This is a genomic window from Acinetobacter sp. YH12095 (genome assembly GCF_013419245.1).
GTDB lineage: Bacteria > Pseudomonadota > Gammaproteobacteria > Pseudomonadales > Moraxellaceae > Acinetobacter > Acinetobacter towneri.
On record NZ_VPAL01000014.1, the window covers coordinates 50,785 to 64,488 of the forward strand.

Consider the following 13,704-nt stretch of genomic DNA (forward strand, 5'->3'; position numbering starts at 1 on the left):
GCAAAGAGTGAACGTACAATCACGCCTAAAACCAGCCTTTACGCCCTTGCAATTGCCGATCTGCACAGCGAATGGCTTCCTGACTCAGTCCCCAAAGTCGATAATCACCAATTAAAGAACCTGCAGCAAAATTATGGGTATAGGCAAAACTGAGTTGACGGTCAGGATCACACCACGCGCCTGAACCATTAAAACCCATGTGTCCAAAACCGTGAGAGCGCTTACCCAAACTTAATACGCGGTGATAGCCCAATCGCCAATGCATCGGGATAGGCATAACCCGATCACGCTGCACATATTGCACTTGGCTCAATTTCTGAAAAACTTCAGGCTGAATCAATTGCTGACCTTGCCATGATCCACCCTGCGCCAACATGGCATAAATACGTGCCAAACTTTGTGCAGTAAATACACCATTGGCAGCAGGAATCACGGCTTGTAAGCCTGTATCACTAAAAAAACTAAAATTTTTCATGCCTTTGGGAATCATGCCATCCTGAAAGTCTTGCGGATTTTGCCCACTCCATGCAATGACTTTATCGAATATTGATACAGGACGTTTGCTCGATTTAGCTTGGTTTTTAACTTTAGCTGTCTGTTTATTTGTAGATGATGCATCTGTTTGCGCTGATGTCACAGCAGTTTTAAATGGTCGTGCGACACGGGAAAGCTCAGACGCAGGCACACCAAAATACGCCCCATCCAAAGCCAAAGATTCAACCAAGTATTGCTGCATCAATTCAGCCAATTTTTGACCTGTAGCTTTTTCTAAAATCCCACCGACCAGCCAGCCAAAAGTTAAAGGTTGATACGCTGCCTCACTTGCTACATCAAAACGTGGCTTGGCTTGAGCCAACACATCCAGCATGTGCGACCAATCTGCCATTTCAGTCGCATCGGCAATGATATTACGGATGTCATATAAACCACTTTGATGACTCAGCACATGCCTTAAGGTCATCAATGCTTTGCCATTTTGGGCGAATTCAGGCCAGTATATATAAATGGGAGTATCGTAATCGACCAGTCCTTGACTGACCAAAATATGTGCCAGTGTCGCTAATACACCTTTGCCTGTGGAATAACATACAGATAAGGTATCGGCTTGCCAGTCTTCATCTGGCGACTTTTTGCCTGTGTAAATATCGACGACTTTCTGACCTTGAAAGTACACCGCTAAAGCAGCCCCGCCCTGTTGGCTACGTGCATTTTGCAAACGGCTAAATTGCATCGCTAAATCATGAAATTCAGGCGCAACCCATCCACGATAATTTTCAGTTTCAGCAAAAATATAATCCTTTAAATGTTGCATCGTCCTGTTTATCTCGTTTTTCTTGTTAATAAAAGTTTAGCGCAAATAAAAAGCCCAAATTTAAATAATCTGGGCTTTCGATCACTGAATTAAAGCGCGGTGACAACACCTGTCACATGCGGTTTTTGGTTTTTACTGTTACGAATTAAAAAATCTGTATTTTTAGCGTCCGTTGCAGTTAAAAACTCAACTTTAGATGGCAAATACATAGGTAACTTAAACCAGACATCGGCTTCATAGGCATCTGGCAAAGTCAAACTCGATAAGGCTTTGGCTTTGCTCCACATGCCGTGCGCAATCGCTTGTTTAAAGCCAAATGCTTTTGCAGTAATCGCGTGGATATGAATTAAGTTAAAATCGCCAGACGTTAAGGCATAACGGCGACCCGTATTTTCAGAAATATCCCATTCAGCTTGAACGGCATAGTTTGGCGCTTTGCTTTCTGCAGATTTTGCAGCTGCTTTAGTGGTGGTTTTTTGACGTGCTAAATACGTGGTTAAACCTTCAATCACCACCTCATTGCCTACTTTAACAGTGGTAATAAAATCAAACTGTACGCCTTTATCATGTGGTTGCAATTCACCAAATTTACACGACAAGGTCAGTTGTTCATTCAATCCAACTTTACGGCTTTGTTTGACTTGGTTGCGAATATGCACCAAGCCCAAAATTGCAAATGGAAATGCTTCTTGGGTCATCATGTGCATTTGCAGACTTTGTGACAATACAGCCAAATAAATTGCAGGAATATAGCCGTTATTTTTAAAACCTGTCACTGCATTATAGGCTTTTAAGTGCTTTTGATCGACCTTGAATGAATCCACCACATATTCAACTTGCGGCAGAACTTTTTCACCTTTTGGCTTTTTAAAAATTAAGCCCTGAATCACTTTTGGATAGGCTAAATAGGGTTTTGGAAGTTGACTAAAATGGCGAGTATTCATACTGAACCTTTGAGAAGTTTTTCTAATTTATTTAATGGAGTTCTTTCTCCCGCTGGGAGAAAGCTAGAGAGAAGGGTTAATAATCTATCCCCTTATCTCCCTCTCCTAAATCCTCTCCCCAAGGGAGAGAACTTTGAAGGTGTTAAGCCCCTAACAAGCTTTGACCACAAACACGTACCACGTTACCATTAATACCTGTCGATGCCGATGAAGCAAAGTAAGCAATGGTTTCTGCAACGTCTACAGGTAAACCACCCTGACTCATAGAGTTCATACGACGACCTGCTTCACGAATGGCAAAAGGAATTGCAGCAGTCATTTGCGTTTCAATAAAGCCAGGTGCAACGGCATTAATCGTGATCCCGTTGTTTAAAACAGGTGCGGTAAATTTCACGACACCAATCACGCCAGCTTTAGATGCTGCATAGTTGGTTTGACCCAAGTTGCCTGCAATACCTGAAATTGAAGATACGCAAACAATACGACCATTGGCATTTAAACCATCATTTGCCAATAAGTAATCGTTCACACGCTCAATTGCAGACAAGTTGATGTTAATGACTAAATCCCAAAGCTCTGGTTTCATATTTGCCAAAGTTTTGTCACGGGTAATCCCCGCATTATGCACAATAATATCCAAACCACCTTGCGCAGCGGCAGCTGTTTTAATTTGCTCGCCTGCATCTGCAGCAGTAATGTCAATTGCTAGCGTTGAACCACCAATTTCAGCAGCAACACGGTCTAAATCTGCTTGTTGTTGTGGAACGTCTAGGCAAATAACGTGTGCACCATCACGTGCCAACACATGCGCAATCGCTTCACCAATACCACGGCTTGCACCTGTCACTACAGCAGTTTTACCTGCCAATGGTTTTGCCCAATCTACCTCTACAGTTGCAGCATTCGAGACACGGATCACCTGACCTGACACATAAGCTGAACGTGGTGAAATGGCAAAACGTAACGTAGATTCTAAGTTTGCTGCAGCACCTTGATCGACATAAATTAAGTTAGCCGCAATGCCTTTTTTAAATTCTTTGCCTACCGATTTTACAAAACCTTCCAAAGCGCGTTGTGCAATGGCTTTTTTTACACTGCCTGCAGTTTCTGGTGTAGTACCAATCACCACCACGCGACCAGAAGCCTGAATTTGACGTGCGATTGGGTTAAAGAAATCATAAAGCGCTTTTAATTGTTCTGAGTTTTCAATACCTGAAGCATCAAACACCACCACTTTAAATTTAGATTCTTTATCGCCCGAATTGAACGCACCTAAATTTAAACCTACTTTTGCCGCAGCTTGTTGCAATTCTGCATTGTTGCCTGCATAACTATTGGCATGTACATTGGCTAAAACCTGTGCAATTTCAGCAGATAAATCACTTGCAGGGGCTGCACCTAAAAGTACTGCACCTTTTACCACTGGTGTTGCAGACTCGAAACGATCTAAAAAAGTTGGGGATGGTAAACCCAAATTTTTAATGACAAATTTACCAATAGGAGATTTTGCAAATGTTTGGTATTGATCAGTCATGATTATTATCTCTCATAAATTCATTTTTTGATGGATTACACGATATCTTTTAACATCAATATGATGCCAAATGCCCACATTTCAATAGCGTTACCCGTTTGTGCTAAATCATACTTGAGTTAATTATCAGATGTCTTGACCTGAATGCATTCTGCAATGTCATTGTAGTCAATTCAGCTGTCATACTATTGTGCTAATGTACGCATCAAGTAGACCCTTAACATGCTTGGAAAAGCCTTATGAGCAAAACAACTCAAGAAAATCCAGCAGTGGAAAATTCTGCAACGGATTCTGTGTCAAATACATCAACTGCTAAACGTACAAGCAAAAGTAGCAACACTGCAACCCGTTCCAACACGAGTACGACAAAAACTACACGTACCCGCACGACTAGCCGTGCTAAAACAACTGCTTCAACGCAAACAAAAGCACCATCTAATACCAATACCTCTGTTCAACAGGATAAAATTATGAGCCAAAACACTGTTCGCCGCGTTGCTATTATCGGTGGTAACCGTATTCCATTCGCACGTTCTAATGGCGCTTACTTTACTGCATCTAATACAGATATGTTTACAGCAGCATTAAATGGCTTGGTTGAACGCTTCAATTTACAAGGTCAGCGTTTAGGTGAAGTGGTTGCTGGCGCAGTACTCAAACACAGCCGTGACTTCAATATGACCCGTGAGTGCGTACTGAATACTGCCCTTGCACCTGAAACACCTGCTTACGATTTACAACAGGCGTGCGGTACTGGTTTGCAAGCTGCATTTTTAGTCGCCAATAAAATTGCTTTGGGTCAAATTGATGTAGGTATCGCAGGTGGTGTAGATACTACTTCTGACGCACCAATTGCCTTTGGTGATGGTTTACGTAAAGCTTTGCTTGAACTCAACATTGCAAAAACAGGTAAAGACCGCTTAAAAGCATTAACTAAAATCAACGTTAAAGATTTAATGGATGCGCCACGTAACGGTGAACCACGCACAGGTTTATCAATGGGCGACCACCAAGCCATTACTACGTTGGAATGGGGCATCTCTCGTGAAGCGCAGGATGAGTTAGCAGCTTCATCTCACCAAAAAATGGCAGCTGCCTATGACGAAGGTTTCTTTGATGATCTCATCACGCCATTCTTAGGTTTAGAACGTGACAATAACTTACGTGCAGATTCTACTGTAGAAAAACTAGCGAAGTTAAAACCTGCTTTTGGTAAAGGCGACGCGCGCACTATGACGGCGGGTAACTCGACTCCACTAACCGATGGTGCATCTTGCGTATTACTTGCCTCTGAAGAATGGGCAAAAGCCAATGGTCACGAAGTCTTGGCATATTTGACTTTCCAAGAAACTGCAGCAGTTGATTTTGTAGGCAAAAAAGAAGGTTTGTTGATGGCACCTGCGTACGCTGTTCCACGTATGCTTGAACGTGCTGGTTTAACATTACAAGACTTCGATTATTACGAAATTCACGAAGCGTTTGCATCTCAAGTCTTGTCGACCTTAAAAGCATGGGAAGATCCAAACTTCTGTAAAGAGCGTTTAGGTTTAGATGCACCTTTAGGATCAATTGATCGTAGCAAATTAAACGTTAAAGGTTCATCTTTGGCAGCAGGTCACCCATTTGCAGCAACAGGCGGACGTATTATTGCCACTGCGGCGAAACTTCTGAATCAAAAAGGTTCAGGTCGCGTATTGGTGTCAATCTGTGCAGCAGGCGGTCAAGGTGTAACAGCCATTATTGAAAAATAATTCTGCCTAGTTCCAATTTAGATAGCAATAAAAGCCACTTGATTCGCTCAGGTGGCTTTTTTATAGCGCTTAATTTATAGCAGCTCACTTTTAATTAGCCACTAGCGTTTTATCTGACTGAATGTTGCGGAGCATAACCCAATTTCGCTTCGATATGGTCATAACAATATTGAAAAATAAAGGTATAGAGCAAAATACTGAGCGTCATCAATAAATCAATCAAAATTGCCTGCAGCATGGATATTTCTAGTGCATACGCCACCATGGGAATAGTGGCGAGCATTAAGCCACCTTCAAAACCAATTGCGTGTAAAACGCGTATTTTAAAAGTTCTGTGTAGCTGGTGTTGCGCTTCAAACTTTTCAAAATAGTGATTAAACAACATATTCCACAGCACCGATGTCACCGCCATCGCAATGCCTAGACCACCTGTCACTTGCATTGGCATTTCAAACACATAACTTAATGCCAAAGCAATGATGACCAATAAAATCACTTCATAACTCAGGGCATGTACCCATCTTCTTTTGGAAATCAACATCTGCTTACTCAAATACTTATCCTTCCCCACTTATTTTATTTTCATTTAATTGACCAATCGAGTTAGAATCCATCAATAATATTGAAAGATAAAAGCCAACCTCTGTCATGAATATCAATCAAGATCAGCTGATTATTTTTATCACCGTCATGGAAACGGGTTCTTTTTCTGCAGCTGCACGCCAATTGGGCAAGGTGCCTTCGGCAATTAGTATGTCCATTGCTAATTTAGAAATTGATTTAGACCTAAAACTGTTTGAACGGATTGGGCGTGAACCTTTGCCTACCCCACAAGCGCAGAGTCTTTACGAAAAAAGCAAACAACTGCTCATAGAAATGAAGCAGTGGAAACAACATGCTTTTGCGCTCAGTTCTGGGCTGGAAGCACACTTAAATATTGTGGTGGTGTCTGAATTACTACACACTCGCTGGACAGATTATATTGTGTTACTAGAACAGCAATTTCCTGAATTGCAGATCAATATTTTCTCTGCGCCACAAGAAGATGCACTGCATTTACTCATGACTCAAGCAGCGGACTTGGCCTTTATGTTTGAACGCGAACAATTACAAAGCAGTGAACAATTTGTGGAATTAAAACGTGAAATTTTAGTGCCTGTCGCTGCCCGACATTCACCGCTGGCTGAATCTGATCAAGTCAGTTTTGAACAGATTTTACAAAATCGGCAAATTGTAGTGGCGAGCCGTGATCGGCAGATTAAACCCGAGTTGTTATTTTCTAAGCACTATTGGCGTACCGATAATCATCATTCTGCCTGCAGTATGATTAAGCAGGGTTTAGGCTGGGGTGTCTTGCCCTTGGAAATGCTGAATGAACATCCTGAACTACAACACGAATTAAAAATTTTACAGCTGCTAGATTTCACCCCAAAATTTGAATATTTTGTCGATTTGGTCTGGAGCCGAGAACATCAATTGGGCGCTGCTGCTCATTTTTTGATTAATCACGTCCGAAATCTGAGAAAAACTGGTAAATAATCCACAAACCCTCTTACTTGGTACTTGGGTTAAAAGCTGTTTGTGATATAACTGAATGTATAAGCAATAACCTAAGAACTAGATCTCGAATGACACAGACAGCCTTAAATCAACTAAAAAACTTAACCACCATTGTTGCAGATAGTAGTGACTTGGCTGCGATTGAAAAGTTTCGTCCTTTGGATGCGACCACCAACCCATCACTCATTACGGCGGCTGCAAATCAACCTGAAAATAAAGCGTTGATTGAAGCTGCATTTGAGCAAGCCAAAGCTGAAGGTTATACAAATGATCTATTGGTTGAGCGCAGCATTGATATTTTAACGGTCAAATTTGGTGTAGAAATTTTAAAGCTGATTGAAGGTCGTGTTTCGACTGAGGTAGATGCTTCTTTGTCTTATGACACTGATGCGACCATTGCCAAAGCCAAAGAACTTTTAGCACTGTACCAAGCTTATGGTGTTCATTCAGACCGCATTTTGATTAAGATTGCATCGACATGGGAAGGCATTCAAGCGGCGAAAGTGTTGGAAGCCGAAGGCATTCACACCAATTTAACCTTATTGTTTGGTTTACATCAGGCACATGCTTGTGCAGATGCCAAAGTGACGTTGATTTCGCCATTTGTGGGTCGAATTTTAGATTGGTATAAAAAAGCTGAAAATGTCATGTACTACCCTATTGAAAAAGATCCAGGTGTACTTTCGGTGAAGAAAATTTATCAATTCTATAAACAGCACCAAGTACAAACTGAAATTATGGGCGCGAGTTTCCGTAGTATTGATCAGGTTTTGGCTTTAGCTGGTTGTGATTTATTGACCGTTGCACCAAATTTATTGGCAGAACTTGAAGCTGATGAACGAGAAGTCGCTGCAGCGTTATCGACCAATGGCATTCAAGTTCAAGCTGAACCACTGGCAGCAATTGAAAAGGAACAATTCAAAGCGCAACTTGAAGCAGATTTGATGGCGTTCCAATTGTTACAAGGCGGCATTGATGGCTTTATTAAAGCGCGTGAGCAACTTGCCACCCTATTACGCCAGTCTTTCGGCTTAGATGCAGAGATTAAAGCTTAAGCTTTAACCTATCCCAGTAAAATTCCAAAATTTTTACTAAGCCACAAAACCGATGTTGTTATACTGCAACATCGGTTTTTATTTAGGTGAGTTTGCGTGTTTGGTATTAGTGACCTCAGCACTTTTATAATTGGCACAACCTTAATTGTGCTCTTGCCTGGCCCAAACTCACTCTATGTCATGTCAGTGGCTTCACGCTTTGGGATACGCACAGGCTATGCAGGTGCTTTCGGTGTATTTACGGGTGATCTGATTTTAATTGTGTGCACCATTTTAGGGGCAGCCTCATTACTGCATGCTTTTCCATGGCTATTCACCTTATTAAAAGTAGTTGGTGCGCTCTACTTAGGCTATTTAGGTATTAAACTACTGATTGCAGCCTATAAAACATGGTTTCCACAAACCAGAACTTCGCACGCCAATCTTTCTACAACAGCAACGAGCAATACAACTGAACGGGTTCATCCCTACCGAACTGCTTTAATGATTAGCGTTATTAACCCAAAAGCAATTTTGTTTTATTTGTCTTTTTTTGTGCAATTCGTCAATCCTGATTACACCTACCCGATGCTGAGCTTTGCTGTTTTAGCCATCGTCCTACAAATCATTAGCATGGGTTATTTATCTATCTTGATTTTTTCAGGAGTCAAATTAGCCAGTTATTTCAATCAACGCTATAAAATTGCAGCCATTTGCGTTGCAAGCATTGGTATTTTGTTCTGCGGTTTTGGCTTTAGACTGGCAAGCTCAACGCTATAAAAAAAGTATAAAAAACACTTTTGACTATTTGTTCAAATGTGTATGATCTGTTCATAAATTATAGAAAGTATGTCTAAGAAAGCATGCAAAAACTTTTAAATGACTTCTCTGTGCCTGCAGTATTTGCAGGTTTTATTACCTTCTTGGTCGGTATTAGTGTTTCCGCGGTTTTAGTCATTCAGGCAGCACAAATTTTAGGCGCAAGTGCTGAGCAAATCAGCTCTTGGTTTTGCGCGTTGGGTTTAGGTATTGGTCTAAGCGGGCTGATTTTATCTTGGAAATTTAAATATCCTGTGGCGACCTCATGGTCTACCGCAGGCTTGGCACTGATTATCGCCACGGGCAGCGGTTATAGCTTACACGAAGCAATTGGCGCATTTTTATTTTGTGGCGTACTCACAGCAGTGCTTGGCTTTTTAGGTATTTTTGAAAAGGTACTGACTTATATTCCACAGAGTTTAACCAGCGCCATGTTGGCAGGTGTGCTGCTTAAATTTGGGATTGCCCTATTTACCAGTCTGCAAGAAGCATGGGCATTTATTTTGTCTTTATTGGCAGCCTATGTATTGGCAAAACGATTTAGCCCGCGTTATAGCATTGTTTTAACTGTATTGATTGGGGTCGCACTATGCCCAATCTTCTTGCAATTTCAAATGCCGAGTGTGCAATGGAGTATTGCACAACCAGTTTGGATGCAACCTGAATTAAGTTGGTCTGCTATTTTAGGTTTAGCCCTGCCTTTGTTTGTCATTAATATGGCATCGCAATATTTACCCGGTCTTGCCATGATCAAAAGCTATGGTTTTAACCCAAATGTACGTCACTTAATTGGTTGGACAGGCACAGCACAAGTTATTTTCGCGCCATTTGGATGTTTTAGTGTCAATATCGCATCCATCAGTGCTGCGATTAGCTTAGATGATCAATCGCATCCCGATGCCAGTAAGCGCTATATTGCGGGAATTAGCTGCGGTTTGTTTTATATCTTGATGGGGATATTTGCGGCAACGCTTACCAGTTTACTGATGTTATTCCCTGCTGTTTTTATTACAGCTTTGGCAGGAATTGCACTGCTCGGTACTATTGGACACAACATTGCCCTCGCCTTTCAGCACGTTTCAGAACGTGAAGCCGCTTTATTGACCTTTTTATTTAGTGCTTCTGGGGTGCAGTTTTTTGGTATTGGTTCTGCATTCTGGGGACTGATTTTTGGTTGTGTGGTTTTGGCAGTTTCAAAGTTTAAACAAAGCAAAAGCTAAATAACTAAGCGATTAAAACACTTTTTCAGAAGCATCGTATTGATTTATTGTATGCGCGATACATTAAGGGCCGCTGTGCTTCGGATAAATTCCACTGTTTTAGCAAAAGTTTGTTGGCTTTCTTTTTGGTGCATAAAAAATTGATATTCGTGAATTAACCATGCTTTTGTATCTGGATAAAATGCTGTCGTCACAGGAATCTGCTGTTGCTGTAATGCATGCAGCATCGGCATAGATTGAGTTTCTGTTAAAAAGTCTTTGTTACCACCACTGATAAATACCGCAGGATAGTTTGCCGTTAAATGTTGAATAGGCGAAATATTCTTCAGAAATTCACTGTCCTGTTTCCGATCTCCCGTGTAAGCCTGCACCAAATTATAAACACCCCACTCTACGATATTCATTTCATCTGGCGCAGTTTCAACAAACGCTTTTAGATCATAAATCCCGCAGTGCAAAATCAGCCCTTTAAGTTGTTTGTGCTGAATAGTCGGCTGTAAATTAGACTGCTGTGCAAATGCAGGATTACTCAATAATGCGGCATAATGGCTAGCTAAATTCGCCCCTGCAGAATCGCCTGCTAAATATAATTGTTGTGGATTAAGCTGATATTTTTCTGCATGTTGCGTGATGTAATTTAAAACCTGATCAATTTGTTGCAACTGAGTAGGATAAGTTGCATGCGGGGCAAATTGATATTGTACGGCAATTACATTAAAGCCCTGCGCGGCTAATAATTTAAAATAGCCACGTGCGTGGGCTTTTGAACCTGCAATCCAGCCACCACCATGAATCCAGACAATTGTCGGGCGTGCAGCTAAATCTTGCAATTGACTGTCTTGATACAAGTCAAAACTCAAATTGGGCTGCGTGGCATACACAATATCATGTTGCACTTGTATGTTTTTGGGTGCATAGCGATCCATGATTTTTTGCTGCAAGCCTGTGGTGAGATTAAATGCACCAGCAATGATTCGACTGTTCTGCTGCGTGGTTTGACAAGCACTTAACAACATAAAACACAGCAACATCCAAATTATTTTCAAACCACATTTCCCTCAAGATTCATACACCCAATTCAAACCCAAGTAATTTAAAATTAAATTATGAAGGTCTATTTATTTTTGCAAATTTAGCATCTTATTTTATCGTATAGCTTTGCCGTTGAGTTGAGTAAATTCATCATCTTCAGCTTATCTTTTCTTTCAGCAAATTTGGCGGGTAATTAAATGAATTATCAATCTTTTTTCAGATTTTAAATTGAACCTATATAGACTATATGCTATCAATAAAGTGTAAGGCGAATAATCATAATTTCTGGAGTTACCCGCATGTCGTACCAAAATATTTTAGTCCCTGTAGATGGTTCACAAATTTCTTTTTCAGCGGTCAAACATGCAGCTGAAATTGCCAAAGTATTTAACAGTAAACTCACCTTAATTAGCCTTGTTGCGGAAGACCCATTTACTGATTCTGACTTTTACTATAATTATTCATCTGCCATTATGAAAGAATACTTTGTGCAAGCGACAGCCAATGCACAAAAGGCATTAAAAGAAGCAGATGAAATTGCGAAAGCAGTGGGTGTAAATGCAGAAACTCGCGTGGTTGAGGGTTTGGTATCTGCTGAAGGTGTAATCAAAACTGCGAAAGACTTAAATGCCGATGTGATTGTGATGGGTTCACATGGTCGTAAAGGTTTCCAAAAATTATTATTGGGTAGCTTTGCCACAGACGTATTACGTCATACAGAATTACCTGTGCTTGTAGTTAAAGCTTAATCACTATTTTAAGCCATATTTTCATCATAAATTTTTAATAAGGATTTGCCATGACAACTTATAAACACTTACTTGTTCCAGTAGATGAGTCACCTATGTCTTATGCTGCAGCCGAACAAGCACTTTCATTGGCAAAAGATCTAAATTGCCCTGTTACTATTATGAGTGTAATTGCAGTTGATCCTTTTGTAGGCGTGGACTTCTACAAAGTTGCACCAGCAATTACCGATTATTTCATGCAGGCTGAACAAAATGCACAAAATCGTTTGGCTGAAATTCAGCAATCCTTTAGCCGTGAAGGTATTTCGGTAGATACCAAAATTATCCGCGGTGTTGCAGCTTCAGAAGGGATTGTGCAAATTGCCAATGAAATTGGTGCTGACCTGATTATTATGGGTTCGCATGGCCGTACTGGCGTGAAAAAGATGATGCTTGGTAGCGTTGCCCAAAACGTACTGACTCAGTCCCCTGTTCCTGTTTTGATTGTTAAGGTTTAATTCAATACTGGCTGTGCTTTGCCACAGTAAAAATACAAAATAAAAAAATCCCGTTCGCCAATGAACGGGATTTTTCTGGATAAAACTTTTAAAATTTTTCTAAATTACATATTTTATGCAATCCAGTTGAGTTGAATATTCATCAGACTAAAACTTAATTAACCCGATGTGGTAAACGGAACATTTCATGCGTATCGGTATAAAAACTGCGACCATCTAAATTCAGTTCAATTTCCTGACCACATTCCAACAACACATGTTTTCCGACTTCGACCCATTTAAAACCATCACGGGTATTTTGCTTTTTCTTTGATGCCACCAAAGACACCATAATTTCACGACCATTCACTGCTTTCGCAAGCATTGTTTGCATTTTTTTCAATATTTACACCAATTCATTTATAACTTACACATCAAGCTCAAATTAAAATTTTGAGCATAGTTTTTTTAATACAACAACATTCATCACACTTAATTTGCAGTGCATAAAATAAATGCAGCACAGCATGATGATGAATAACTACGAGAGAATAGAGATATTTTTATTGTACAAGTTACACTATAACATAGATTTAAAGTCTTTGCAGCATCGGCTACAAATTTGTAAAGATAAACTTAATAAAACAAAAATTTCTTAATCAAACCTTAATCATTTTCGTGAGATAATCTACCCCAGACACAATGGATGGTGTTTGATCGCACAAGCCCACTTCGGTGGGTTTCTTATTAGGCTAACTAAATAACGATAACAAACTTTATCTGGCGGATTCAAGCGGCAAGTGCAACAGTATAAAAACCAGCCATAACTTCACTCGGTGTATACCAACCTAGTGTTTTTCTAGGACGATGGTTGAGTGCAAATTCTATCTGCTCTATTTGTTCGTTTGACACGTCATCAAACGATGATGATTTTGGCAGATATTGACGGATTAAACCATTCGTATTTTCATTTCTAGCTCGCTGAATAGACTTGTAAGGATCAGCAAAATACGTCTCTATGCCAGCATCAGTAATTCTTTTGTGTTCGGAAAATTCTTTGCCATTATCAAATGTCACACTATAAGCATGGCTCATTTGTAAACGATCTAATGCACAAGTAATCGTTTGAGAGGATGCTCTCGTTGGCCCTAAATGAACAATATGTACATACAGGCTCTTTCGATCAACGAGAGTCAATAAAGCACCTTTATGATGTTTACCAATCACCGTGTCACCTTCGAAATCTCCTAAACGTTGTCGTTGATCAATGACC

13 protein-coding genes and 1 pseudogene are annotated in these 13,704 nt (G+C 40.4%); 7 read left to right on the plus strand and 7 right to left on the minus strand.

What is annotated here, in order from left to right:
- Nucleotides 1–25 precede the first annotated feature (25 nt).
- The 3 genes from FTU35_RS10070 to FTU35_RS10080 form a co-directional block, all read right to left on the minus strand.
- Entirely contained in the window at nucleotides 26–1,312 is a 1,287-nt protein-coding gene (locus FTU35_RS10070; RefSeq protein WP_179988633.1) for a serine hydrolase, read from the minus strand.
- An 89-nt stretch (nucleotides 1,313–1,401) separates the two neighbouring features.
- Entirely contained in the window at nucleotides 1,402–2,256 is an 855-nt protein-coding gene (locus FTU35_RS10075; RefSeq protein WP_179988634.1) for a MaoC/PaaZ C-terminal domain-containing protein, read from the minus strand.
- 142 nt (nucleotides 2,257–2,398) lie between these two features.
- Nucleotides 2,399–3,790: a 3-oxoacyl-ACP reductase gene (locus tag FTU35_RS10080; RefSeq protein ID WP_154320698.1), complete on the minus strand. Its 1,392-nt coding sequence runs from the start codon at nucleotides 3,788–3,790 to the stop codon at nucleotides 2,399–2,401.
- A 239-nt stretch (nucleotides 3,791–4,029) separates the two neighbouring features.
- Here FTU35_RS10080 and FTU35_RS10085 point away from each other — a divergent pair, with 239 nt between their 5' ends.
- Complete coding sequence (locus FTU35_RS10085) at nucleotides 4,030–5,541, plus strand: acetyl-CoA C-acetyltransferase (protein ID WP_180051733.1); 1,512 nt, start codon at nucleotides 4,030–4,032, stop codon at nucleotides 5,539–5,541.
- Nucleotides 5,542–5,650: 109 nt separating this feature from the next.
- On the opposite strand, the gene aceI is transcribed toward FTU35_RS10085, so the two are convergent.
- Nucleotides 5,651–6,082 carry a chlorhexidine efflux PACE transporter AceI gene (gene aceI, locus FTU35_RS10090; RefSeq protein ID WP_179996420.1) on the minus strand — a complete coding sequence of 144 codons (432 nt, stop codon included), beginning with the start codon at nucleotides 6,080–6,082 and terminating at the stop codon, nucleotides 5,651–5,653.
- 107 nt (nucleotides 6,083–6,189) lie between these two features.
- Between aceI and FTU35_RS10095 the strand changes: the two genes are divergently transcribed.
- The 4 genes from FTU35_RS10095 (at nucleotide 6,190) to FTU35_RS10110 (ending at nucleotide 10,174) form a co-directional block, all read left to right on the plus strand.
- Complete coding sequence (locus tag FTU35_RS10095) at nucleotides 6,190–7,080, plus strand: LysR family transcriptional regulator (protein ID WP_004973259.1); 891 nt, start codon at nucleotides 6,190–6,192, stop codon at nucleotides 7,078–7,080.
- A gap of 89 nt (nucleotides 7,081–7,169) precedes the next feature.
- On the plus strand, nucleotides 7,170–8,156 hold the full coding sequence (tal, locus tag FTU35_RS10100) for a transaldolase (protein ID WP_136144603.1): 987 nt from the start codon (nucleotides 7,170–7,172) through the stop codon (nucleotides 8,154–8,156).
- 96 nt (nucleotides 8,157–8,252) lie between these two features.
- On the plus strand, nucleotides 8,253–8,915 hold the full coding sequence (gene leuE, locus FTU35_RS10105) for a leucine efflux protein LeuE (RefSeq protein WP_179988637.1): 663 nt from the start codon (nucleotides 8,253–8,255) through the stop codon (nucleotides 8,913–8,915).
- 83 nt (nucleotides 8,916–8,998) lie between these two features.
- Entirely contained in the window at nucleotides 8,999–10,174 is a 1,176-nt protein-coding gene (locus FTU35_RS10110) for a benzoate/H(+) symporter BenE family transporter (protein ID WP_179988638.1), read from the plus strand.
- 44 nt (nucleotides 10,175–10,218) lie between these two features.
- On the opposite strand, the gene FTU35_RS10115 is transcribed toward FTU35_RS10110, so the two are convergent.
- Nucleotides 10,219–11,190, minus strand: a complete 972-nt coding sequence (locus FTU35_RS10115) for an alpha/beta hydrolase (protein WP_179988659.1) — start codon at nucleotides 11,188–11,190, stop codon at nucleotides 10,219–10,221.
- A 315-nt stretch (nucleotides 11,191–11,505) separates the two neighbouring features.
- Here FTU35_RS10115 and FTU35_RS10120 point away from each other — a divergent pair, with 315 nt between their 5' ends.
- Both FTU35_RS10120 and FTU35_RS10125 read left to right on the plus strand, forming a co-directional pair.
- Complete coding sequence (locus tag FTU35_RS10120) at nucleotides 11,506–11,955, plus strand: universal stress protein (protein WP_004973248.1); 450 nt, start codon at nucleotides 11,506–11,508, stop codon at nucleotides 11,953–11,955.
- Between the two features lie 50 nt (nucleotides 11,956–12,005).
- The gene (locus FTU35_RS10125) at nucleotides 12,006–12,452 is read left to right on the plus strand and encodes a universal stress protein (protein ID WP_004973247.1); all 447 of its coding nucleotides are present in this window, start codon (nucleotides 12,006–12,008) and stop codon (nucleotides 12,450–12,452) included.
- A 154-nt stretch (nucleotides 12,453–12,606) separates the two neighbouring features.
- Here the strand turns inward: FTU35_RS10125 and FTU35_RS10130 are convergent, their stop codons facing one another.
- Together FTU35_RS10130 and FTU35_RS10135 are read right to left on the minus strand one after the other, a co-directional pair.
- Complete coding sequence (locus FTU35_RS10130; protein ID WP_004973244.1) at nucleotides 12,607–12,825, minus strand: hypothetical protein; 219 nt, start codon at nucleotides 12,823–12,825, stop codon at nucleotides 12,607–12,609.
- A 395-nt stretch (nucleotides 12,826–13,220) separates the two neighbouring features.
- A pseudogene (locus tag FTU35_RS10135) lies at nucleotides 13,221–13,704 on the minus strand (IS30-like element IS18 family transposase); the annotation flags it as partial.